The organism is Floridaenema evergladense BLCC-F167 (genome assembly GCF_041929205.2).
GTDB classification, from domain to species: Bacteria; Cyanobacteriota; Cyanobacteriia; order Cyanobacteriales; family Aerosakkonemataceae; genus Floridanema; species Floridanema evergladense.
Genome location: NZ_CM171625.1, coordinates 6293486 through 6319485, shown reverse-complemented (window position 1 = coordinate 6319485; position 26000 = coordinate 6293486). Strand labels below are relative to the sequence as shown.

The 26000-nt window shown below is 41.6% G+C and carries 18 protein-coding genes; 16 read left to right on the top strand and 2 right to left on the bottom strand.

Translation table 11 applies throughout. The features are described 5' to 3' along the window. Position 1 precedes the first annotated feature (1 nt). A complete protein-coding gene (locus tag ACE1CA_RS30070; protein ID WP_486517589.1) occupies positions 2-2005 on the bottom strand; it encodes an ATP-binding protein in 2004 nt (667 codons plus the stop codon). Then, positions 2002-3273 (bottom strand): Pvc16 family protein, encoded by a 1272-nt coding sequence (locus ACE1CA_RS30065; protein WP_413278044.1) that lies wholly within the window; start codon positions 3271-3273, stop codon positions 2002-2004. The genes ACE1CA_RS30070 and ACE1CA_RS30065 overlap by 4 nt, the downstream gene beginning before the upstream one ends. Before the next feature lie 307 nt (positions 3274-3580). Here ACE1CA_RS30065 and ACE1CA_RS30060 point away from each other — a divergent pair, with 307 nt between their 5' ends. The 16 genes from ACE1CA_RS30060 to ACE1CA_RS29985 all read left to right on the top strand — a co-directional run bounded on the left by ACE1CA_RS30060 (position 3581) and on the right by ACE1CA_RS29985 (position 25963). Further along, positions 3581-5236, top strand: coding sequence for a phage tail sheath family protein (locus tag ACE1CA_RS30060; protein ID WP_413278045.1), 1656 nt, complete (start codon positions 3581-3583; stop codon positions 5234-5236). 44 nt (positions 5237-5280) lie between these two features. Continuing rightward, on the top strand, positions 5281-5742 hold the full coding sequence (locus tag ACE1CA_RS30055) for a phage tail protein (protein WP_413278046.1): 462 nt from the start codon (positions 5281-5283) through the stop codon (positions 5740-5742). A 223-nt stretch (positions 5743-5965) separates the two neighbouring features. Beyond that, on the top strand, positions 5966-6457 hold the full coding sequence (locus ACE1CA_RS30050) for a phage tail protein (protein ID WP_413278047.1): 492 nt from the start codon (positions 5966-5968) through the stop codon (positions 6455-6457). 6 nt (positions 6458-6463) lie between these two features. Next, positions 6464-6793, top strand: a complete 330-nt coding sequence (locus ACE1CA_RS30045) for a hypothetical protein (protein WP_413278048.1) — start codon at positions 6464-6466, stop codon at positions 6791-6793. A 190-nt stretch (positions 6794-6983) separates the two neighbouring features. Next, positions 6984-9452 (top strand): substrate-binding domain-containing protein, encoded by a 2469-nt coding sequence (locus ACE1CA_RS30040; protein ID WP_413278049.1) that lies wholly within the window; start codon positions 6984-6986, stop codon positions 9450-9452. Beyond that, positions 9449-9607: a hypothetical protein gene (locus ACE1CA_RS30035; protein ID WP_413270477.1), complete on the top strand. Its 159-nt coding sequence runs from the start codon at positions 9449-9451 to the stop codon at positions 9605-9607. The genes ACE1CA_RS30040 and ACE1CA_RS30035 overlap by 4 nt, the downstream gene beginning before the upstream one ends. Beyond that, the gene (locus ACE1CA_RS30030) at positions 9607-10119 is read left to right on the top strand and encodes a phage tail protein (RefSeq protein ID WP_413278050.1); all 513 of its coding nucleotides are present in this window, start codon (positions 9607-9609) and stop codon (positions 10117-10119) included. Before ACE1CA_RS30035 ends, ACE1CA_RS30030 begins: the two co-directional genes overlap by 1 nt. A 21-nt stretch (positions 10120-10140) precedes the next feature. Continuing rightward, on the top strand, positions 10141-13836 hold the full coding sequence (locus ACE1CA_RS30025) for a hypothetical protein (RefSeq protein ID WP_486517588.1): 3696 nt from the start codon (positions 10141-10143) through the stop codon (positions 13834-13836). Positions 13837-13863: 27 nt separating this feature from the next. After that, a complete protein-coding gene (locus tag ACE1CA_RS30020; RefSeq protein ID WP_413278052.1) occupies positions 13864-14460 on the top strand; it encodes a CIS tube protein in 597 nt (198 codons plus the stop codon). 24 nt (positions 14461-14484) lie between these two features. Next, positions 14485-16212, top strand: a complete 1728-nt coding sequence (locus tag ACE1CA_RS30015) for a VgrG-related protein (RefSeq protein WP_413278053.1) — start codon at positions 14485-14487, stop codon at positions 16210-16212. An 18-nt stretch (positions 16213-16230) separates the two neighbouring features. After that, entirely contained in the window at positions 16231-16728 is a 498-nt protein-coding gene (locus ACE1CA_RS30010) for a PAAR domain-containing protein (protein WP_413278054.1), read from the top strand. 42 nt (positions 16729-16770) lie between these two features. Then, positions 16771-21321, top strand: a complete 4551-nt coding sequence (locus tag ACE1CA_RS30005) for an eCIS core domain-containing protein (RefSeq protein WP_413278055.1) — start codon at positions 16771-16773, stop codon at positions 21319-21321. Positions 21322-21451: 130 nt separating this feature from the next. Continuing rightward, positions 21452-21943, top strand: a complete 492-nt coding sequence (locus ACE1CA_RS30000) for a hypothetical protein (protein ID WP_413278056.1) — start codon at positions 21452-21454, stop codon at positions 21941-21943. 304 nt (positions 21944-22247) lie between these two features. Continuing rightward, positions 22248-23228, top strand: a complete 981-nt coding sequence (locus ACE1CA_RS29995; protein ID WP_486517587.1) for a type III secretion system chaperone family protein — start codon at positions 22248-22250, stop codon at positions 23226-23228. Between the two features lie 58 nt (positions 23229-23286). Beyond that, positions 23287-23718 (top strand): GPW/gp25 family protein, encoded by a 432-nt coding sequence (locus ACE1CA_RS29990; RefSeq protein WP_413278058.1) that lies wholly within the window; start codon positions 23287-23289, stop codon positions 23716-23718. Next, positions 23708-25963 carry a putative baseplate assembly protein gene (locus ACE1CA_RS29985; RefSeq protein ID WP_413278059.1) on the top strand — a complete coding sequence of 752 codons (2256 nt, stop codon included), beginning with the start codon at positions 23708-23710 and terminating at the stop codon, positions 25961-25963. Before ACE1CA_RS29990 ends, ACE1CA_RS29985 begins: the two co-directional genes overlap by 11 nt. The last annotated feature ends 37 nt before the right edge of the window (positions 25964-26000 follow it).

Here is a 26000-nt window from a genome sequence, read left to right as displayed (position 1 = left end):
ATTATACCCACCCTTTCACTTCTGCATCGGTTAAAGCTCTTTCCAATTTTATATATTCACTTTTTGCCGATTCTAATAAATGTTTCATCATCACAGGTTCGCCGCTATCGGCAGCGATAAAAGCTGCATTCAAGGCAATATTGCGAATATTTCCGCCTGCAACATTTAATCGTGCTAACTTGTTAAAGTCTAACCCTTCAGTTGGTGTATTTTTGGGGAAAATGCGCCGCCAAATTTCGGTTCTTTGTTGTGCGTCGGGGAAAGGATATTTAACTACAAACCGAATTCTTCGCAAAAAAGCTGTGTCGATCGCATCTTTCAAATTAGTAGTTAAAATCGCTAAACCTTGATAAGCTTCCATTCGTTGCAACAGGTAACTAACTTCCATGTTCGCATAGCGATCGTGACTATCTTTCACATCGGAACGTTTGCCAAAAATCGCATCAGCTTCATCAAATAATAATATAGTTGCGCCGCCTTCTGCGGCATCAAATACGCGCCGTAAATTTTTCTCTGTTTCTCCAATATATTTACTGACTACAGAACTTAAATCAATGCGGTAAAGGTCTAGTTGCAAAACTCCAGCTAAAACTTCTGCTGACATAGTTTTACCAGTACCGCTAGAACCTGCAAATAAAGCACTAATTCCTAATCCTCTTGCTCCCTTTTTGGCAAATCCCCACTGTTCGTAAACTTTAGCACGTTGGCGTAAATGAGCAGCAATTTCTCTTAATACTTGCAATTGCGGTTCTGGTAATACTAAATCATCCCAAGTAGCAGCAGGTTCGATACGTTGTGCTAGTTCGTCTAAATGAGGGCGAGCTTGAGTGCGACACATATCCCATAAGGAATTTGCAATTTGATTTTCGTTAGCTTTTAGTTGAGTTTTCGCTTCAACACAAACTGCATAAATACTGGGAGCGCTAAGATCAAATTGAGATGTTAATGTTTCTAATTGTCCGTTTAAACTGGGTGCAATGTCGCCTAAAGTGGTTTCCCAAATGGCAAGTTGTTCTTGTTTTGTGGGTTTTGTTATATCAAAAGTGATGAATGGACGTAACGCTGCACGACGACGATCGCGACTACTAACAATCAATGGCGTGTTAATATTTTCTATCATCTGAATCAATGCGTTTTCTTTGGCTGGATCGTTTCCTTCCCACTCATCACAATCTAACAGTAAAACACTTCTATTTAATTGTGCTTCTCGTCGCCAAAGTAACATCAGATTATTTAAATCAGTGGTAATATTTGGAACTGCATTGGCAGATATTACTGCTATTTTTATTTCTGAAATGCTACAAGCAATTTGCGCGATCGCCCTTTTACTCCCCACTTCTTCGCCAATTAATTGTAAAATTGGCGAATTAGAAACGGAATTGTTTAATATACCAGCTAACTTTTCGGCTATTTGTTGTTGCGATGGTACCAAATATTCATTAGCTGATAACGGTTCGATTATTCCTCTAAGGCGATCGTCCAGGTAATCTACTCCTACTAAATAATGCAATATTCGCTCATCAATTCGCAAGGGGCTAGTCATCAGTGTTTTACCCCCACCAACTTCAATCAGTCGCCAGCGGCGTAACGGACTGTGCGGTGCGATCGCACTCCAATGCGCTTGCGGTAAAGCCGACATTGCTAAACTAAAAGTAGGATAGGTTAATTGCGGATCTCCTTGAGCATTAGCGCACAAACTGGCAAAACTCGCATCTAATTCCATACCAGCGCACAATAACAGTAAATCTCGTTCAAAACCCGATAAACCAAATCTACTACAAAGCTGCTCTAACGCAAATGAAGCGTTATCAATCTCTCCATACTCCCCTGCTCCCCCGCTCCCCCGCTCCCCTGCTCCCCTGCTCCCCTGCTCCCCTGCTCCCCCGCTCCCCCGCTCCCCTGCTCCCCCGCTCCGTGCTTCTAACGCCTGACGCACTAAGCTTAAAGCTGTAGAAAGGTAGTTCCAGTTAGCTGCTTGCCAATTAATACTTGCTGTAACATTCATGGAATCACCACCGTAGGGCCGATATACTGCTCATAAGTTGAACTTTCTCGATCGGTATCCACTCGCAAAAGACTTTCTGCACCATCCACCTGCACTCGCGCTAGATATTCTCCTGGTTTAACATCTAAAATTGCAAACACAATTAAATTGGTATCAATATTGCGGGGTTTGGCTGCAAAGATATAAGCTGCTGGGATGAGGAGCGATCGCTCATTCAAAAACAATAACACTCTCTGCTCTCTACCAACTGTTAAATCAATTTGTACTCTCATTTCTGCTGAGTACAATTCATCCCCATTATCCCTCACTCGCAAAACTTCTACATCTGCTGTAATTGTCGGACATAACACAAATGCTACTACATTAGAGCCGACGGCCCGATCGGGTTCAAATAATTTACGTTTTGGTATTGGATGTAACACTTGCAAACTATGTACACCAGCCCGTAAACTACCAGATTCTTCAGTTGATAGAGTTGCCAAATCTAGCCGAATTTCCCTTTCTGCAAGCTTTTGCGGTGTTAATTTAGCATCGCCAATCCTTATTTGAGTCGGTTCTCCCCGTAGCTGTTTACCACGAATAATTAAAGTGCTATTGGCTACTATTGGCTGATTCGCTCCGGCTTCTGTGGTGACTTGCTCGATCGCAGGTTGATTTGGCGTGGTGTAATAATCAATACTGCGAATCGGTAACGATCTGCCGCTAGTTCTTTGACCTTCAATCAATACCGTACTACCTTGGCAAGCAAAGGAAAGCACATAAGGACATTGAAAAAATACAGACCAAATTTTTGACAAATCTTCCGTTGTCATCGGTGTAGGAACAATTGTCACTCGCTCTACTTGTTCGGCAAGGCTAGAATCAGTCAAAAAGCTAAAAGTTGGATTATTTATCGTATCCCGAATCATTTCTGCGGTTAAGATTGGCTGGTCAACAATAGTTCGCACTGCGCTACCTAACAAACGTTGAGGTTCTAACTCTACTTCGTTGCCGTAAAAAGTCATGATGTAATAAAGGTCTAATCCTGCTTGTGCTTGCTTGATTAAATCTCCTTTGGGGCGACGGGTGCGTAAGTCGTTATTCCGCCAAGCTGGATTCGGGGTAGCTTGATATAAATATACGTTAACACCTACCTCTGGTGTCCCGGTTCCAGAAGAGTCGGGGCGAACTGTGGTGACTCTAGCACCAGGAACATCGATTTGGACAGCTGCTTGCAGGATTCTTTGCAGGGTTGCTGTGACAGTAGCGATCGCTAAGTAATTACTCATAATATTTCATTTTTACCCTTTATTTATGACTACCGACAGCCACATATAAATTTTTATTATGATTTTGCTTTCTTGTTAACAAGGATAAAAAAAATTTGATAGATCGGTCAAATTTATAAAATTACAGTTAAGTACAAACTGAGCTTTTTCTGCTCCAAAAGGGATTTTAACCTATCTCAGATAATTAAAAGTTTAACTTGAATATGTAATGACACTGAATAATTTTTGGGTTAGATTAGGGTTCTGAACTCAGATTTCCGAATCTCTCCGTACCCAGCTTAATTCCCAATATTAAGGAAAATTATCTATGGCGAGACTAGATTACTTTGCCCCTGGCGTGTATGTCGAAGAAATTGACAGGGGTAGTCGTCCGATCGAAGGTGTACAGACTAATATTGCTGGCTTTATCGGCTTTACCGAAGCAATACGTAACGGTGCCGAACTCGGCAAACCAATGTTAATCACCAGTTGGAATCAGTACATGGAATACTTTGCCAGGGAAAATTCCGATGGTTTCACAGATTTTAATGCTTATCTACCCTTTGCTGTCAATGGCTGGTTCTTAAACGGAGGGGCGAGGTGTTGGGTAGTTAGTATTGGCACTTCTCTGCCGAAAACAGCTGAGGAAACAATTCAACCTGGTACGGAATCAACTGCTCTGACCATCAGAACTAACGGTAAGCGGGAATCTTTGCAATTTATTCTCAAACCGGAAGAAGCCGAAAATGGGTCTGTTAGTGTAGAGATTCAGGCTTCCGAGCCTAAATCTGACCCAGAAGACCCAAATGTTCCCGCACCAGTACCAGCAGAATTTTTCTCTGTAGTTATCAAACGCGATGGGGAAGAATTGGAAAGGCACGAACACCTGACAATGGATCGGGAAGTTCAGTCAGTTGTGGGGGATTACGTAGTTACCAAGCTGGAAGAATCCCAGTATGTAATGGTAACAGACTTAACGCAAAAAGGTCTTCCTTTAGCCCGACGACCTCAAGATGGTCAGTTTGAAGTCAGTCCTCCCCCAACTTTGCCTACTCAAGAAAATTTAGCCCGGTATGTGCAGGGGGTGCGGGACGATCGCAGCGGTATCCAAGGACTTTTCGAGATTGACGAAGTAACAATGGTAGCTTGTCCCGACTTAATGCGGGCTTATCAAGCAGGCTTGCTCAACGAGGATCAAGTTCACGGTTTAATGGAGTTAATGGTGAGTTTGTGTGAAAATTCGGCTCCCAATCCTCCAAATCGCATGGTAGTTTTGGATACGCCGCCCGATCGTATTAAGCCTCAACAAGTAGTTAATTGGCTAGATGACGACTTCAGCCGTCGCTCCATGTTCGCCGCACTCTACTATCCTTGGATTAAAGTGCCAAATCCCCGCAATGCTGGCAAGCCGATTTTAGTACCTCCTTGCGGTCACATGATGGGCGTTTGGTCGCGCACTGACGAAACGCGGGGTGTCTACAAAGCACCAGCAAACGAAACTCCACGCGGCGTTATCGGTTTATCCTACGATTGCAACTTCCGGGAACAGGAATTATTAAACCCCAAAGGCATTAATTGTATTCGGACTTTCCCGAATCGAGGCATTAAAATTTGGGGAGCTAGAACTTTAGTAGAACCAGAAAAAACTGAGTGGCGTTATATTAGTGTACGCCGCTTGATGAGTTATATTGAAAAGTCGATCGAACTCGGCACACAATGGGTCGTATTCGAGCCAAACGATCAAGATTTATGGGCAAGAGTTCGTCGTACCGTCAGCAACTTTTTAGAAAGACTTTGGCGAGAAGGAGCTTTATTTGGAGCATCGCCCGAACAAGCATTTTTTGTTAAGTGCGATGAAACTCTCAACACTCCTGACACAATGATTCTAGGTCGATTGTATATCGAAGTAGGAGTTTGTCCAGTTCGACCAGCTGAATTTGTGATCTTCCGCATCAGTCAGTGGAATGGACAAGACGAACAATAACCCTATTATTTGCAAACACTAATTAATAGCAAAGAGGTTGAATAATGGCAGATGAATTACTAGTCAGTTGTAGATTTTACTTTGAAGCTGACGGTATAACAGACAAACAAATTCTTGAAGTTTCCGGCTTAAGTGCAGAAAACCCAGCCGCAGGCGGCGACAAAGTTTTAGGTTCAGGTAAAAACGCCATGAACTTACGTCAAGCTGCACCTACAAGAGTCAAATTTACAGCCGTTACTGTCAAAGTTGTAGCTACCACAAATAAAGACCTTTATAAGTGGTATGAAGACTGCAACAAAAATGACGGTGGTAAATCAGATTGGTCATCAAATCGTAAAGCTGCTTCGGTGACAGTTTACGATCAAGCAGGAGACATGAAAGCACGTTGGGAACTGTTAAATGCTTACCCGACAAAATATGAAGGGCCAAAGCTAGAAGCAGGAGCAAACGACGTAGCTAACGAAACTTTAACCTTAGTTCATGAAGGTATCAAACGAGTGCAATAACGACGGAAATAGGTTTGGGCGATCGGCTTATCTCAGATCTTGCACTTCTGGAGGTGGAACCTCCCAGATCCTCGTTCCCAGGTTCAACCTGGGAACGAGAAACAGAGGCTCCGCCTCTTGGTGCAAGATCTGAGTTATTAATCAAGAAATCCAGTAAATCTGTAAATCTTGTAAATCCTGGTTAAAATTCCCCTTTCCAATTACCAATTACCAAAAAGATAAAATGGCAAATTTAATTAACGACTTTCCCGAAATTCTCACAAATAGTCGTTTTTACATTGAACTAAAACTGGATGGTAGCACCGAACCTGTAGATGCTTACTTTCTTGAATGTAAAGGCTTTAAACGCACTCAAGATGTGGTAGAAGTTTGTGAGGTCACACCTCGACGATGGGGGGATGCTAAATCAGGTCAGGTCGTTCGCACAAAGGTTCCCGGAAATGTTAAAACTAACAATATAACTTTGCGTCGAGGCATGACTAAATCCTCAACTTTATGGCAGTGGTTTGAAGCAGTTCAAGAAGGAAATTGGGCTAAACAACGTCGAGATGGTTCTTTAACTATTTACGATCAAGCTGGGAATCCCCAAGCAATATTTCAATTTCAAGGAGCTTGGCCTGTTAGTTACATTGCTTCTGATTTGAATTCCAGTGGTGGGGAATTGCAAATTGAAGAAATGGAAGTAGCTGTTGAAGTATTTACACGGGAAAAGTAAGTTTAGATGTTTCAAACAGAATTTGAGTTTACTTTACCCAAAGGATACCTTGATTCGGAGGGAAATTTGCACCGTAAAGGTGTAATGCGTTTAGCCAGAGCAATGGATGAAATTGTTCCTTTGCGTGACCCTCGCGTGAAATCAAATCCTGCTTATGCTACGGTAATAATTCTTTCTCGCGTAATTACTAAGTTAGGGGCATTAGAAGAAGTTACTCCGGCAACAATTGAGGATCTTTTTGCTTGCGATCTTAACTATCTTCATCAGTTTTATCGGCAAATAAATGAATTAGAAGAGGAAAATGTAGAGTCAGATAAATCTATAAAACCCTCATAATTTATATGGAATACCTAAATGTTTGCTACAGATGCCTGATCCCCCCTAGCCCCCCTTCCCAAGGGGGGAACAAGAGTGAGTTTAAAGTCCCCCTTGGGATTTAAGGGGATCTCCGATTTGTTGCATCCTTTTTTCTATTTGACATTAATGGGTAACTGAAAAAGATAATTACTAATGGGGAGGAATTAGGGTGAAGCTCACCGATTTAGTTAATTCTGTTGGAATCCGCGTCAGGGAGGTGACAAATTTTGTTCGTTACCCGGTGGAAAATGTCTCTCGAATTGCTATGCGCCGCTTCCAAGATGTGTATGAAAACATAGAAGTTGGTCGGGATAAAAAGGAGCAAAATCAAGATATTTCAGGACAATCAACTAATGGTAAACGGTTAGATAATTCTGTAAAATTTAGCGAACCACAGGAGAAAAGCGAACCTAGAGAAACTACAAATGCTATGAAAATAGCGATCGCAGAACGGTTAGCTAAAAGACAAACTTACCGTGTAGATATCGCCCCAATTTTACCAAAAAATCAAGAGATTCGCGGCGGTCGGAGAGGAAGATATCGAATAGATAGTTTGCTCAAAGATGGGGAAAGGGTGCGGTTATATAGTGGAGTGCAAATTGTTAATAATAAGCCAGTTATTATTAAGGAATGTTTGTTACCCGATCGCGAATTCAATAAAAAAGAAGCTAAGGAACGTAAGGAAAGGTTTGAGCAGGTTGCGAGGTTAAATTTAAAGAATGGAGGTGGACAAGATTTTCGGTTGATTAGTCCTTGGGATGCGATCGCTTCTGGTAATGAAAAAGTTTGCTATTTAATCTTTGAGCAAACTATTAGTAATAGCGTAACATTAAGAGATTATTTGGCAAATCATGGCGCAATGTCTGGTAAACAGGTGCGTCAAGTTCTCTATCAAGTGTTGCAAACTCTTTGGTTTCTCCACAGTCAAAAATTGCGTTTTTCTGCGGATGAAATACAGCAAGGTTTACCTCATGGTAATTTAACTTTGGATAGTTTGCTGATTGTGACGAGTAATCAGAATGCGATCGACGATCCCCGGTTTTTTATTTACGTATCAGACTTAGCTTTATGGGAAGATTTGTTTAAACCGCCTACTACTAAAATAGCCAATCATTCACCAGAAAAAGATTTACAAGATTTGGGATATATTAGTTTTTATCTACTATCAGGGGGAACTGTAGATGGTGTTTTTGGTCAACCCCTCGATCCGACAATTGAGCAACATTGGCCCCCTGTTAAAGATGTACCTCTCAAAAGATTTATTCACCGTCTTTTAGGAATAGATAAGCGGTTTGCTAGTGCTTACGAAGCTCGTCAAGCACTGTTACAATTACCACCTGAAGAACAATTTGAGGAACAAAATGCTGCATTAATAGAAAGTTATGAAAAAGCAGAAAACAATAATTGGCAAGTTTTAAAAACGCTATTAATTGCTCTTTTATTAGCATTATTGGCAGGTTTTTTAGGAAGAATTATTTGGCTAACATGGCGTAATTCTGATGAACTTCAGTTACCTCTGATTGGTTCTTCTTCTCAAACTTGCTGTTTTGCTAAGGTGGATAAAGTTCCTAATGGAGAGGTTAGATACGCGACTGAAACTGACGGCACATGGAGTTATATTCTGAATAATGCCAGTTTGAGTTCTTATACTAAAACTTTGGCACAAGAATTGATAAATCGGGAACCGAGATTACAAAATTATAGACAGAGTAATTCAACTGGGGATTTAATTGAGGATGTGCGATCGGGAACAGTAGATTTTGCACTTACTACTTATGTCGATAAATTACCTGATGATTTACAACAGCAAGTAGTAGCTTATGATGGATTACTGGTTTTTGTAGCTTTTAGTAATAGCAAAAGAAAGGAAAATATTCCTAATACTTTAGATGGAAAAATTACCTTAGAACAATTGCGAGAAGTTTACAAAAAGGGTGGAGTTTCTAATTGGTCGCCACCTAAAGGATTTGATAAGATAAAACTTTATCTACCACTTGATAATCCCACAACGATCAAACTAATCGATAAGTTATTTACTGAAGGTGAGTCTTCGCCAGAATTGGAACAATTGAAAGAGAGCAATAGAAATGAAGAAAAGCAAATTAAAGAGAATAGAATGTTTGAGAAAAGAGCGGAAATCGATAAACGCTATTCAATAGGATCTAAGAGGTGGAAGCAAGAAATTGCAGCAATAACTCAAAAAGTGAGCGATCGCAAGAATGATGAAGCTTATATATTGGAGCAAATTTTAAATGACTTTGAAAATAGGAAAACAATTGGAATAGGTTTTGGTCTACTGAGCAGAATTTTTGGTCAATGTTCAGTTTATCCTTTAGCATTGGGAACAAAAGGTCAGGAAATTCAACCGTTAGTTCAACAAATACAAAATAATGTCAAACCTATAGAACCAACAACAGATTTGTGTAATGATAAAGGAAGTTACTGGCCTAACGTTAAAGCTTTCGAGTCAGGAAGTTATCCTTTAATGTATAAGCTGGTAGTAATTTATCCCAAAGATAAAAATCGTTCTGAAGCGGGAAAAAAATTCGCTGAGTTATTAAAAACCGAAGAAGGTCAACTTTTATTACTGGAAGCTGGATTGGTACCATTAGAAAGTAGTTTAATAGATAAAAGATGAATAAAAGTAACAAATCAGAAATTTCTCAATTAGTGGAAAAAGTGATGCTCGATCCGATATTACTAAGGAGATTGAGCAACCGAGTTTATGAATTGATGTTAGAAGATTTACGCAATCAACGCGATCGATCTTGCAACTATAAGGGGTTACTTTAATGTCTAAAAATGGTGTAGTTACTCACGAACTCAACTATGTAACAGCAAATCGCTTTTATGTAGAAATGGAAAGTAATATTACTGCTTCTTTCAGTGAGTGTTCGGGTTTAGGAGTAAAAATCAAACGAGAAGCTCATTTTGAAGGTGGCGTTAACGATCAACAGCGAATAATATTAGGTCAAGCTGAATATACAGATGTAACGCTAAAACGTGGAATAACTGACGATTTTGTATTTTGGGATTGGGTAACAAATATCTTGAGTGGTTCTAAAAAAGAACGTCGAAACGTTAATATTTTATTGTTTAATCAAGCAGGAGAAACTATGCAATGTTGGACTCTGCTTGCTGCGGTTCCTGTTGGTTGGAAAGCACCAGCATTGCAAGCAAATTCCAACACAGTTGCGATCGAAGAATTAACTCTAGCTTATGAAGGATTAAAGATAGCTAAATCTCAAGGTGGTGGTGCTACTAAACTTAATTCAGGTCGCCACGCTTCAGGATATTTCCTCTAAATAATACGGAGAAAATAACCCATGTCTTTAAAACCTCTGGGTTTGCAAAACCCTTTACTTTCACCTAGTTCTTTAGGAGCAAATTTTCAACCATTACAACCGTTGCGTCCTTTGGGTCAGAATTTAAAACCATTAAGTCAGTTTCTCCAATTTTCATTGTTAGAAAGTTCCTATCTTGGTGAAGATGTTGATATGGGAAATTGGGGAGATGAAAAGTTACCATATTTAGCTAATAATCCTTCTGAAACTCAATTGACTGAATCTGCGGGAATTGGCGATCATCGCATCCCATCTACAAAATCAAACTTGCCAGAATCATCAACTAAAAATCTTACCCAAACAAGTGTTAGGCGATCGGAAACTAACAAAAATCAACAATCAAATTCTAATTTACAAGCAACTTCTTTAGAAAGTTCAACAGAAAATATAGCCAATCTTAAACCTTTAGGATTATCGAAACCTTTAGTTCAACAATCAGATTTTATTATTTCTCCTTCTGTAACTGAATCATTAGAAAAACAGCAGACAAATGTTGAAGAAATATCCAATACAGAAGTAGTGAGAGGAAGTTGGCAAAATTTGGATGTGAGTGATGATGTTGGGAATGATGTGAATGATGTGAATGATGTGCGATCGTCCTCAACTTTGCCAACAACCAATCTAACAACATCAACAACCAAAGATACAACTTTGGGAGAAAATCAAGAGAACATTTCTCTGACATCTCTCACCACTAACCAATCAGTCAACGAAAATGCAACTTCACAATCAAATCTAGTTTCACCAAAGTTAGAAACAACAACCACTGAAGATGCAACTTTGGGAAAAAATCAAGAAAACATTTCCCTGACATCTCCCACCACTAACCAATCAGTCAACGAAAATGCAACTTCACAATTAAATCTGCTTTCACCTCAATTAGAAACAGCAACTAATCTAACAACATCAACCACCGAAGATACAACTTTGGGAGAAAATAAAGAAAACATTTCTTTGACATCTCCAATCACTAAACAATCAGTCAACAAAGATGCAACTTCTCCATCAAATCTAGTTTCACCAAAGTTAGAAACAACAACCACCGAAGATACAACTTCGGGAGAAAATCAAGAAAACATTTCCCTGATATCTCTCACCACTAACCAATCAGTCAACGAAAATGCAACTTCACAATCAAATCTGGTTTCAGCAAAGTTAGAAACAACAACCACTGAAGATACAACTTTGGGAGAAAATCAAGAAAACATTTCCCTGACATCTCTCACCACTAACCAATCAGTCAACGAAGATGTAACTTCCCCATCAAATCTGGTTTTACCAAAGTTAGAAACAGCAACCACCGAAGATGCAACTTCGGGAGAAAATCAAGAGAACATTTCTCTGACATCTCCAATCACTAACCAATCAGTCAATGAAGATGTAACTTCACAATCAAATCTGGTTTCACCAAAGTTAGAAACAACAACCACCGAAGATACAACTTTGGGAAAAAATCAAGAGAACATTTCCCTGACATCTCCAATCACTAACCAATCAGTCAACGAAAATGCAACTTCACAATCAAATCTGGTTTCATCAAAGTTAGAAACAACAACAAATCTAACAACATCAACCACCGAAGATGCAACTTCGGGAGAAAATCAAGAAAACATTTCCTTGACATCTCCCACCACTAACCAATCAGTCAACGAAGATGTAACTTCACAATCAAATCTGGTTTCACCAAAGTTAGAAACAACAACCACCGAAGATACAACTTCGGGAGAAAATCAAGAAAACATTTCCCTGACATCTCCCATCACTAAACAATCAGTCAACGAAGATGCAACTTCACAATCAAATCTGGTTTCATCAAAGTTAGAAACAACAACAAATCTAACAACATCAACCACCGAAGATGCAACTTCGGGAGAAAATCAAGAAAACATTTCCTTGACATCTCCCACCACTAACCAATCAGTCAACGAAGATGTAACTTCACAATCAAATCTGGTTTCACCAAAGTTAGAAACAACAACCACCGAAGATACAACTTCGGGAGAAAATCAAGAAAACATTTCCCTGACATCTCCCACCACTAAACAATCAGTCAACGAAAATGCAACTTCTCCATCAAATCTGGTTTCACCAAAGTTAGAAACAACAACCACTGAAGATGCAACTTTGGGAGAAAATCAAGAAAACATTTCCCTGACATCTCCCACCACTAACCAATCAGTCAACGAAAATGCAACTTCTCCATCAAATCTGGTTTCACCAAAGTTAGAAACAACAACCACTGAAGATGCAACTTTGGGAGAAAATCAAGAAAACATTTCCCTGACATCTCCCACCACTAAACAATCAGTCAACGAAAATGCAACTTCTCCATCAAATCTGGTTTCACCAAAGTTAGAAACAACAACCACCGAAGATACAACTTCGGGAGAAAATCAAGAAAACATTTCCCTGACATCTCCAATCACTAAACAATCAGTCAACAAAGATGCAACTTCGGGAGAAAATCAAGAAAACATTTCCTTGACATCTCCCACCACTAACCAATCAGTCAACGAAGATGTAACTTCACAATCAAATCTGGTTTCACCAAAGTTAGAAACAACAACCACCGAAGATGCAACTTCGGGAAAAAATCAAGAGAACATTTCCCTGATATCTCTCACCACTAACCAATCAGTCAACGAAAATGCAACTTCCCCATCAAATCTGGTTTCATCAAAGTTAGAAACAGCAACCAATCTAACAACATCAACCACTGAAGATACAACTTTGGGAGAAAATCAAGAGAACATTTCCCTGACATCTCCAATCACTAACCAATCAGTCAACGAAAATGCAACTTCCCCATCAAATCTGGTTTCACCAAAGTTAGAAACAGCAAATTTTGCATCAGAAATTATTGAGACTACATCAAAAACTACTAATAATATACCCGATTCATGGTCAAACATTTCAGAATTAATCGGTGAAAATACAGATGATAATAGCGAAAATTTGCCACCTCTTAACCCTTTAGGTTATGGTAAACCTCTCAGCAACACAAATAAATTTATATTGCCAAAATTGAGCCTAACTTCTGAAACAGAAGAACAGTCTAATAATACTCAAAAGACTTCGCCAACAGAGAATTTTAACTTTGCTAACGATGTACCAAACTCATGGTCAAACATATCTGAATTATTAGGCGAAAATTTTATAAAACCACCAGAAAGCAACTTGACGGAAGATGAATTTGCACTTGAAACAAATGAACCATACTATACCCTTTCTTCCACCAATATTTCTAACTCTGACTATTCTGAAATTGCCAATACTTCCCTATCAGCAGATCGTCAAGAAACTAACCAACAGCTAACAGCAAACATTTACAGCAAAGATTCATCTATTTCTGAAGAAAAATTAGAAATTCTTGCTCAAAAAGTTTACACATTATTACGACAAAGGTTAGAAATAGAACAGGAGCGTTATGGTAAAAGCTGTGTAGGCTATCCAATTTGGTTAGGCAATCTTACCTCATCATTTGGAACTTCTGCTAAAGTCAAATTAGCTCAAAAATCAACTCCCCGATCGCGCACAGCAGACGAAACTGGTGAAGTCTCCGCAGTCGATAATAAATTACAGACCCTTACCAGAGAAGTCTATTATTTAATTCGACAGAAATTAGAGATAGAAAGAGAACGTCAAGGACGCTACTATGTAGGACGATTAAATAGGTAAAATTTACACAATGTTTTAGGAGAATATATGTTACCAACCAAAACAACACCAATATCAGATAAATCCGGTAATCTCGTCAAAGCAACACTGATTTCAAATGATGGTGTACCAGCGATCGAATTTATGTTCAACCCCAGCGAATTAGTTTTTGAAGGTGTAGTAGAAACCGCCGAAAGTCCCGGAGCACGCACCCAAGAAAAAGGACAACCTAAAGTTAGTTTTTCTCATGTCAAAGCCTACAAAGTTACAATTAATAAAATTTTATTCGACACTTATGAAGAAGGAGAAGACGTTGTTAATAAATACATCAATAGTTTCCGAACAGCAGTTGAATTTGTTAAAGGCAAAGAACGTCCACCCATTTATCAATTTATGTGGGGTAAACAAGTTTACTTGCGGCGTTGCTTTGTAGAAAAACTCAACTACAAACTAACCATGTTTTTGCCTGATGGAACACCAGTACGTGCTGTTATTGATAGCTTAACCCTTAAAGAAGCTGACGAACCCAAAGAAAATGGACCACTAGGCGCTAAACCTCAAGCAAAAACCGATCGCCAAACAGATAGTATGAAAAATCGCAAAATGTCACAATCAAACAATTCCCGACGTTCCATACCTAATTAAACACCAAACAAAAACTAACAGCTTATGACCGGAGTTCATTACCGCGCCCTACCAACATTAGAAATAGATGGCAAAAAAGCGCCTCCTAACTTAATGGAGGACATTTTGGAAATATATGTAGAAGAAAGCTTGCATCAGCCAGCAATGTTTATTTTGGCAATTCAAAACGATTATTTTCCAGGTAGAGCCCAAGATCAAAAATGGCGCTATCAAGATTTATTACAAATTGGTAAACCCGTCAAAATTGGTTTTACTTCCAGTACCACCGAATCAAAAGACTATAACAAAAACAACGAAAATAACCTTATAGAAGCCGAAATTACCGGAATTGAAACCTTTTTTAGCGAAAAATCTCAAGCTCCAGTAATAGTTAAAGGTTACGATGTTAGTCATCGCTTACATCGAGGACGCTACAACCGTTCTTTTCAAAACATGACAGATAGCGACATCGTGAAAAAAATCATTCAAGAAGTAGGCATAAAACCAGGTACAATTGATGCCAGTGGTGTCGCCCATGACTACGCTTTTCAAGAAAATCAAACTAATATGGAATTCATGCGACAACGAGCCGCTAGAATTGGATTTGAACTATTTGTAAAAGATAATAAATTAAACTTTCGTAAACCCAAAGCAGAATCAGAAAAAATCACCTTAAAATGGTTGACAGATTTGCACAGTTTCCGAATTCGAGTTAGTAGTTCCGAGCAAGTTAAATCCGTTGAAGTTCGAGCCTGGGATTACAGCGAAAAAAGAGCAGTTGTATCTACTAAAAACCAAGAACAAGTAATCACCAAAACTCAAAACGGCAAAGGCAGCGATACCAGCAATAAATTCAAAGGACAACCGCCTACACCGAAAATGATTTTGGTCGATCGACCCCTCTTTAACCCCGAAGAAGCTGATACTATGGCACAAGCTTTATGCGATGAATTAGGAGGACAATTTATCTACGCCGATGCCAAAGCAGAAGGAAATACCCAAATTAGACCAGGGCGTGTAGTTCAATTAGAAGACATGGGACAACACAGTGGCGAATACTACGTCACCGAAACTCGTCACTCCTACCAAGAGCGAGTTTACACCACAGAATTCTGCGTGCGTGGTTTGCGAGGAGGTAACTTTTTAACAACACTTTCTCCTCAATCTCATTTACAACCAGGACAAACTTTACTAGTAGGAATTGTCACCGATAATGAAGATCCAAAAGGTTGGGGACGAGTCAAAGTTAAGTTTCCTACACTAACAGAAGAACACGCTAGTAATTGGGCGAGAGTAGTAGCAATTGGCATCGGAAATCAGCGAGGATTTGATTGTTTACCAGAAATAAATGATGAAGTATTAGTAGCATTTGAACATGGCGATATTCATCGTCCTTATGTCATTGGCGCAGTTTGGAATGGTAAAGACGCACCACCAAATTCGGTAGAAAATAACGTTCAAGATGGCAAGGTGCGATTGCGAACATTTCAAACCCGCACCGGACACAAAATGCAGTTTGTAGAAGAAGATAAAAGCTCTAGTAAAGCTGGAGTTTATATTGAAACAAAAGGCGGTCATAAATTACGTATTAATGACAGCGAAAAGTTTGTAGAAATTGAGACATTAGGAGGTCATAAATTACGATTGAATGACAGTGATGGTAGTATTACAATGAGTTCAACTGGCAGTATAAGAATACAAGCTCAAAGCAATATTGATATCACTGCTAATGGCATGATTAATGTCAGAGGTAGCATGATTAAACTTAACTAAAATTACGGAAAATTTATTATGAGTAAACCAGCAGCTAGAATTACCGATCGCGTAGCCCACCCTCTCCCACCCGTCTTGACCGGAGGGCCGGGTAGCCCTACCGTACTAATAGGCGGTTTACCAGCTTGGCGAGGCATACCAGCAGCGGGAGCAGCAGTAATCTTATCAGCAAAAAAAGTCAGCGACGCAGCAATTACCGCAGCAGAAGCAGCCACACTTGCAGCCGCAGGCACGCCAGGACTGCCAGCCGCAAAAACCGCAGAAGAAACCGCAAAATCCACAGCCGCAGCCAGTATGAGCAGTACAATTACTACTAGTGCTGGTGGCGCAGACATTCATAATTGTGCTACTCCTTTACCTATCCCACCACACGGCCCAGGCGTTGTAATTGATGGTAGCAGGACGGTATTAATTAACGGGCTTCCTGCTTGTCGAATGGGAGATACTATTGTTGAAGCACTTGGCCCCCCAAATAAAATTGCAATGGGTTGTTCTACGGTACTGATTGGCGGATAAAAAAGTCTTCTTATACTAGAGAAAGCTGAGAGGAATTAGGCAATGAGCGACAGAGTACAAGTTCAGAAAAACTCATCTGCGCCATCTCAAATGGTATCATCGTCCCAATTTCAAGAACGACCTTTTAGTGATGAGAGATATCAAACTGTCGCTACTGCTGGAACTATTACAGCAGATTCGCCACCACAACCAAACACTATCCGTCCTAGTTTTAATTTGCTGAATATGCCAATATTTGCTCCTTCGTCAGAAGCGAATATGCAGCAAGGAAATATTCAGCGTCAAGAGGAAGAACAAGAGAAACTTCAGCCGCCAGAAAATTCTGATTTTGCTTCTCTAACAGGCAAAAAGGAAGATGATGAAAACCAAGAAGTTCAATTAAAAGAAGAATCAAATAAACCTCTTCCCGGTGCAGAAGAAAAAGAGGAAAATCAAGATGTTCAGTTAAAAGAAGAATCAAATCATTCTTTTTCAGCGGAAACGCCACAAGAAGACACTGAGTTAAAGCCGATTCAAACTAAACTTACTGTTGGTAAACCTGGGGATAAATACGAACACGAAGCTGATAGTATGGCGGCGAAAGTGATGACTATGCCAGACTCAGCGATTCAGCGACAAACGGATAGTCAGGCGGATGAAGTAAAAGAGGAAGATCAGTCTTCTTTGCTAAGTAATTCTATTTCTCGGTTGGTGCAGCGTCAGACAGGAGAAGATTCTGAAGAGTTACAAATGAAGTTGGGATTACAACGATCGCCCAACAGCACAACCCAATCTTCAGCCAGCATAGAAAACCACCTCGCCAATAGCAAGGGGGGAGGTAGTCCGTTACCGGAAGAAGTGCGATCGTTCATGGAACCCCGCTTTGGTGCAGATTTTAGCTCAGTCCGGGTGCATACCGACTCCACTGCCGTCCAAATGAACAAAGATTTGGGGGCGCAAGCATTTGCTCATGGTAGCGATATTTACTTCGGAGCAGGTAAATCTCCGGGTAAAGATGAGTTGACAGCCCATGAGTTGACGCACACAATACAGCAGACAGGTGGGATTCGGCTGAATAAGGAGGTGCTACGCAAGCCTACCCAACACGAAGAAGAGAAAGAACCACTTCAGGCGAAGGAACTTCCCGGTAACACCAGTGAAGTTACTCAAAATAAGCAACAGGAGGTAAGCCCAGGTATAGGGGGGCGTATCCAAGCTAAAGCCGACCCCGGTCAGATTCTAGAACAGCTGAAAAATACACCACCAACCAGTGCGCCTGCGGCATACGGACAAGCGCAAGCTACTTCACCTGGAGCACTAGAGGCACAAAAACAACAACTCCAGCAAAGCTTACCCAAAATTCCCGCACCAACAGGGTTGCCCGCTCAGAAATCTGGGTCTAAAGAAACTAAAGCCAATGGAAAGGCTGTTGCTGGAAATAAGGAAATGCCTGCTGCGGGAGCGAGTAAACAGAAATCTGGTCAAGCTGCAAAGGGGTCTAAAATCCAGGTCAAAGAAGCACCGCCACCTCGACCCATCAAACCTACGCGACTAGCTGGCGGGGATAGTGGAAAACCTGAGCAAGCTGCCAAATCTGACCCGCAGTTGGCTCAGAGCGCTCAAAATGAACTTGCAGGCGTTCGATTGGACAGCGGTCAAATTAGCACGAAGCTAGGGCAGGCTCCAAAGGTTGATATGACGGGTGAGGCTGACCCTTCACAAATGGATGGGGAGCAACGTCAATCCAACGAGCAAGTAAGCAAGAAAAAGGCTGAAGCTGCTAAAGAAATTAACCAAGACTTTGGTGAGAATAATATTTTCCCTGAAGACAGCAAGGAAACACTTCAAGCGAGTAAAGGACTCTCAGCCGCAAAGACTCCTGCGGGCAACAAAGGCAAAGTACCCGCAGTTCCTGGTGAGGTGGCGGGGAATCTCAATCAATCCCTCGCTCCAGCACTGAAAGAACGTATCGGCGCAGAACAGCAAAAATACGCCGTCGGCAAGCAGAAGTTTGATAAGGACACAGCCAAAGCCAAGACAGATTCGGATAAGGAAATTGCCAAGCTGAATCAAGAAACCAGCCAAAAACAACTGAAAGAACAGCAGCTGGCGAAGTCTGAGGTGCAAGCCTCGAAACAGGAGTGGCAGACAGAACTCGGCAAGGCAGAGAAGGATTATCAGGATAAAGCAGGAAAGGCAACTCAAGACCAAAAGAAAAAAATTGACCAGGAGAAACACAAAGGAGAACAAGAAGCTTCCAAGCACGTAGCAGAAGCGGAAAAGAAAGCCGAACAAGAAAAACACAAAGCTGAAAAAGAAGCTGACCAGAAAAAGGGAGAAGCCGAAAAAGAGTCAGGCGGCTTCTCGGGCTGGGTCAAATCGGCAGCTAGCGCTGTCATTGATGGTCTCAAAAAAGCTGTCAACTTTATCTACGATAATCTCCGCAAGGCGGTCAAATTTATCTTCGAGCAAGCGATAAAATTGGCAACGGCTGTTATCGACCTGGCACGTAAGGCAATTGTTGGGTTAATTCAGGGTCTGGGAACGATTCTCAAAGGGCTGGTTAATGTCGTTTTTGCTGCTTTCCCGGAAATAGCTAAGAAAATCAACAGCAAAATTGATAAAGCCATCAAAGCAGCTGTGAAGGCGGTTAACACTGCCGCAGATTTGTTGAAGAAAGGTGTTACCGCTGCTCTGAATTTCCTGGCGAAGGCGTTGGATACGTTGCTGGCAGGTATCCAAGCACTCTACAATGCTGCTTTCGATGCCATTGGCAAAGTTATTGAAGCTCTCAAGAAACTCTTGGAGGGGTTGGCTAACTTGGTGGCGGCGGCGAAGCAGATGCCTGGTAATTTCATGGGGCAATTATCCGAGGAAGTCTTGGGGATGAATCTTACGGAGCCATTGCCTTTTGAGCGTTCTAAGGAAGACTGTGCCAAGTGCAACGCGCCAACTACAGCCAAGGGCGGTGAGGCGGAGGCAAAGGGTGGTGACGACAAGGCAGCACTGTTGAATAAGACTCAGTTTGCAGAAGATGACTTCGCTGTAGACTCTGTTGCAAACTTTGATGTAAACCCTGAACTCGTCGCCTCGCTGAATCTTCAGGAGGGTGAGGAAGTCGAGTTTGGCGAGTCAAACGACCCCGTGAACTCAATGGAGGCAATTAAAGCAGAACTGGCTGGGGGAGAGACAGTGGGCAAGGTACCTGCTGGTGCTGCCCTTGGAAATGAAAAGGCTGGCGGCGGGTGTTGCGATGACGAGCAAACTGCCGAGGCGAAACTCCAAGAATTGATGGCGCAGAAGCCTGAAGGTGCTGAGGCAACCCAGAAACAAGGTAAGCCAGCCCAGCAGGGAGACATCCCCGCCAACATGAAGACCATCGGGCCGCTTTCGGTGGGTCAGCGAGCCAAGTATATGTCCCACCAGATGATACAAGGTGTCAAGCAGTGGTTCTCTGCTAACTGGCCGAAGTTACTGGCAGGTGCCATTGCGGCGCTGGCGGCGTTTATCGGTCTCAATATCCTGACAGGCGGTGCAATTATGGCAGCACTACCAGCGCTCATGCAGGTGGTTGCTGTCGTGATGGGCGGCGTGGCGTTGGCAAATATTGCGGGGCATATCGGCAATTACTTGAGCCAGGGTTGGGCGGGTAACATTGGTGGGGCTGCCAAGAGTCTGGCTCGTGGTTTGGCTGCTGGTGCGGTTGAGTTAGTCTTCGCCCTGCTATTTAATGCTGGTGCTGTCATCAAAGCGCTCAAGAGTGGTTTCAGGGGAACTGTGAAGGCTGCGGCAGGAGCAGTCAAGAACACGGTCAAGACGACTGTCAAGAGTGTCAGGGAGTTGGGTCAGATTGGTCTCAAGGGAGCGAAGACGGCTCTCAAGAATGGCAAAATTATGCTCCAAGGACTTAAAGGCGGCTTCGCCAAGGGTGCGAAGTCACTGGATGACTTGGCAAGGCAGCTTGTGGGCAAGTTACGTTTCAAGAAATTTTCAATTACGAAATCTGGCAAACGAATCCAGCTTTGGGGACACATCAACCCTAAAATCCTGCTGGCTGATGGTACCATCGTCGATGAGGCAGTAGCTCCAGGGTTTCAAGGGGCGAAGTTCGCCGATGCAGTCGTAACAGCATCGGGCAAAAAGGGCATACTCTTATCGGATGACGCTATTACCAGCACAGCACACCTGCCCAATCCCCCCGTTCCAACTACGCGGAGCCTGAAAGATATCAAGAAGTTGCGTGGTAAGGCTCGATGGGAAGCTGGTGAGCAGTTCGTTGAAGAGCTTTACCAGGGTCAAAAACAGCATTTCCGGTTTGAAAATACAGGAGGTCGTCACGTTGATGTCGTACCTAGTAAAACAGGACAAACACATCTGAAAGTTGAGGTAAAGACATACCAGAAGTACCTTGGCAAGGGACAGGTGAACGAAGTTCCTCTCAGCAGCCATATTCAGGAGCAAATCTTAAAAGATGCTTACTTACAAGCAGTAGATCCCCAAAACTATCATCCTAAATGGATATTTACCGATGCTGGTCCCTCTCAGGAGCTTGCAAAAACGCTGGACGATTTTGGTATTCCATATACAGTGTATGACCTAAGTTCGATAAAGTAAGACTCTGAAAAAAATGTGTGATTTATTCCCGAAGCCTGTAGAAAAGAGCCATGCCTTTGGCATCAGGTCGAACTCAGGCGTGTATGAATAGTGTTCGACTGTGGTTTCATTTAAAACAGGAGAGTGTAATGTGCGCGAACTGACTGCGGAAGAAGTTGAGATCAGGACAAAGAGACGAAAGGCTTTCCGAAGCTTTGTAGCTGATATTAAGCCAGCAATCCTAGAATTTGCTGATCTTGCTGGTGTAGAAAATCCACAGACTGCGGTTGAACAGCCAGAAAAATTTCTTAAAGTATTAGAGGCGTTTTTAAAGGCAGAAGATATCAGTGAACTTGAGCAGAAGGATAAGGAATGGTTACATCTCAGGCTCATGTATTTTATCGGGCAGTTATTTCTTCATCGCTACGGTGGAATTTGGTTTTTAAATGAAAACCCAGAGGCAAAGTCATTCCTACGATACGTTGTAGGTTACTTCGAGAGGGGGTCTGTGCCAAAAAATTTATCAGTAGATCTTTTCAGCGTGGTGGAAGATTTTCTTGCACAGCCACCAGAACGTAGTCTGATATTGACTATCAAAGAAGTTGAAGAAGAGATGGGACTCCAACAGAACAGGGAACTGTAGTGCTGATAGGTAATATCATTTATCACTGGACTCAAAGTAGCCAGTTAGAAACTTTAAAGATATGCCAGAACAGGGTTGGAGGCTTAGTTTTGTACCTTTATAAGAGAGTGCTATCGGAAACATGAGTGCAAAAACTGAACGTTATCACCTGGACAGCGAACTGACCCTACACGATCGCACCCACTCCCCCCTAACCGTTCGCGCAGTATCTCTGTCTCTAATAAAGCAAGACGACGAAGTAATTGAGTGCCGTCTCACCTTCCAGGTAAGCCCACAACTCTACCAGCGCATCGAAACCGAGGCATTGTTCAATCTCAAGCCAGAAGTGCGCCGTCCTCTCACGGGTGGCAACTTCCTGCCCTCACCCGACATCGAAATCGAAATCGGTCTACAGCCCAATTTGCTGCCACAACCGATAGAACGCGCCGTAGATGCTAACGAAGCTGCAACCTATATCCTGAATCTGAATCAAGAACAACCCGACAACCCACTGCTATCCACCGAGAGTTGGTTGGCACTATCCGTCAAGCAACAACAGGAGTCCGGCGAGACAGGCTACCGCACCCTCTGGGCTGATATTACTGCATCAGCTTTTGTCCAATCCGCCACTTCCGGTTCCAGCGACCAGATGAATAATGCTCTAGCCAACTTCTTCAAAGAGTCGATAGAAGCCAATCTGCCTGCTGTGACACAAGAAGCCACTTCCCAGATAGTTGAGGAAATGACCAATTACTTCAAACAAGTGGCTGATACCAGTCTGGACGGGTTGACGAAGAGCGTACCAAGCATCTTGCAAGAGGCACTAGAGGCGGGTTTGAAATCCACCCCTACAGAGGGACAATTTTTTGAGGAAATCGTCAATTTTTTTGAAGAGGACGACTGGCCTTTCGTCCAGATTGAAGGAGAACCACTCTTGCAGATGGTTTTCCAAGGCGAGAATGGCAAATGGACTTGCTACGCCAAGGCTAGAGATGACCAGGAGCAATTTGTCTTTTACTCAATTTGCCCCGTCAACGCCCCAGAAAACAAGCGACTAGCTGTAGCAGAATTTCTGACTAGAGCCAATTCTGGCATGATTATCGGCAACTTTGAAATGGATTTTGAAGACGGAGAAATTCGCTATAAAACTAGCATTGATGTAGAAGGCGATCGGCTCAGTTTTGCTTTAATCAAAAGGTTGGTTTATGCCAATGTTACCATGATGGATGAATATTTGCCGGGGATTATGTCTGTTATTTATGGGGAAGCAGAAGCGGGAGAGGCGATCGCCAAAATAGAAACCTAACTCTTCCTTTTTCACCTAAAGTAAATGATAAAATATAAAACCTGCCAAAATAACTAATATGCCCGAAGAATATTATTATCAACAAAACAATTACATCGGTTCAGGATTGGCATTCCCTCTACAAATAAATGTACAGGGTGGCATCCAACTTAGTTCCAACACTCCAAATATTGAAGAATCTATAATCATTATCCTCCGAACTGATTTAGGAGAGCGAGTTTATAGACCAAACTTTGGTTCGCGCCTCTCAGAATTGGTGTTTGAACCAATGAACGTTCAAACTCTCCTATTAATTCGTTTATATGTAGAAGAAGCTTTGGAAATGTGGGAACCGCGTATTACATTAAAAGAGGTAAGGGCCGATCCTGACCCCATTCGAGGTAAAGTAGATATTATTATTGAATATCAACCCAAAGATAGCCCTGATATTCGTAGTTTGGTTTATCCCTTTTATCTATCGCCTGTAGGGGAAAATATCCGTGAATTTTGATTTTTTACCAGAATTACCTAAATCAAATCTGGACGATCGAACTTTTAACGACTTAGTAGAAGAATGTATTCTTCGCATTCCTCGCTATTGTCCAGAATGGACGAATCATAACCCAGGAGATCCGGGAATTACTTTGATTGAATTGTTTGCTTGGTTAACCGACCAAATGTTTATGAGATTCAATCAAGTTCCCCGACGAAATTATGTCGCTTTTTTAGAATTGCTGGGAATTCGTCTCTTACCACCTGCACCTGCTTGGTGCGAACTAACTTTTTATCTCAGCAAAGCTCAGTCTCAAGCAATTGTAATTCCTTATTCAACGGAAGTTGCTACAGTACGGACGGAAACCCAAGAAGCGGTGATATTTAGTACCGATCGCGAATTAATCATTGGCAATCCGAAAATTAGGCATTTTCTCACAGCTATAACTGAAGAAAATATACCACAAAATTTAAGCGATCGCACTCCTTTAAACAATCAATGGTGGAACCTCGAAGAAACACTTTTGTTCGAGCAATCTAGTCCTAGTAATTGTTTTTATTTAATTTTAACAGAAGAAGATTTAGAAAGTCCAATTATTGGAAATGTCATAGCTATTACTTTTAAAGGAGAAGCAGCTAGAACTACAGGAATTAACCCAGAAGATCCGCCTCTAAAATGGGAAGCTTGGAATGGTAGTAATTGGCAATCAACAATTTTGCGCCAGAGAGAAGATGATAAAACTAGAGGTTTTAGTTTTGACAGATTAGCACAACAAGGAACTAATTCCTTGAATGATGGAGCCGATGTCGTGCTACACTTACCCCAACTATGGCCGATCGCAGATTTTGGCACAGGTTATAGCGGTCATTGGATACGCTGCATCTACACATATCCGCGAGAATTACAACCAAGTTATAGCAGTTCTCCCAGTATAATTGGTTTAGCTGTTCGTTCTATTGGAGCAGCAGTTAATGCTAGTGAATGTGTGCGAATTGAAAACGAACTTTTAGGCGTAAGTGATGGTAAACCGGGACAAGCATTTGAATTGCAAGGAAAACCAGTTTTAGAACGTAAAGAAGGCGAATGTATTGCGATTAAACCAATTAATGGCGAACTGGAAATTTGGACAGAAGTTTCCGATTTTGCTGACTCTACTCCTGACGATCGACACTATACCATTGATTCCCAAACTGGTGTAATTCAATTTGGCCCATTGATTCGAGAACCAGCACAAATTAAACAACAAACACAACAGCGATCGCAAATTCAACCAGTAGGAAGAATCGTCAGGCGAGATAATAGCGAAACGCGAAATTTAGCGATCGTACAACCATCATCTTTAACCAGCGAAGCATTAGAACGACAATATGGCAAAGTTCCCCCTCCCGGCGCAGAAATTTATATGGTTGCTTACCGCACCGGAGGCGGTAGTCGTGGTAATGTTCAAGCGGAAAAACTTACCGTTGTTAAACAAGCAATTCCTTACATTAAAAACGTCATCAATTATGAATCAGCAAAGGGAGGAATTGATGCCGAATCATTAGATGAAGCTGTGATCCGAGTACCGCAAATATTGCGAACTCGTGAATGTGCTGTCACTCCCGAAGACTTTGAAAACGTAGCAAAAACAGCATCTAGAACTGTAGCTCGCGCTCACTGTTTGACCGATCCAACTAACGCTATACCAGGAATTGTCCAATTACTAATTATCCCAAAAGTTAGCACTGAAACATTTGATTTTCGGCGCGGGATGAACCCCGATGAATACTTTACGCTTAACAGGGAATTAGAAACAAAAATTCTTGAATATATGCAAGACCGCAAACCTTTAGGAGTACAGGTAAAATTACAAGAACCTGAATATGTGGGAGTAAGTGTTAGAACTGAAGTTACCATAGATCCAAAATATAATAATCCTCGCGCTCAACAAGAAATTCGATCGGCATTGTTAGTTAATTTATACCGCTTTTTAAATCCTCTCACTGGTGGCGTTGATGGCAAAGGTTGGGATTTAGGTCGCCCCTTGTATACTTCCGATATTGTTGCCTTATGTCAAAAAATTTCTGGAGTTAATTATTTAGGATCTGTAGAACTTTTTGAAATCCGTAAGTATGGAGCAAATTGGTTTCTTACAGATGAACCACAATCAATAATTAATCCAGGTTCTTTAGGATTGATTTGTTCTTGGGCAGATGAAGACGATACGCCTAACAACACACTTCGTCAACGACTACAATCTGGTCATGTTATTGAATTATATTAATTAGGTAGTGAGTGAGTAGTGGGTAGTGGGTAATAGG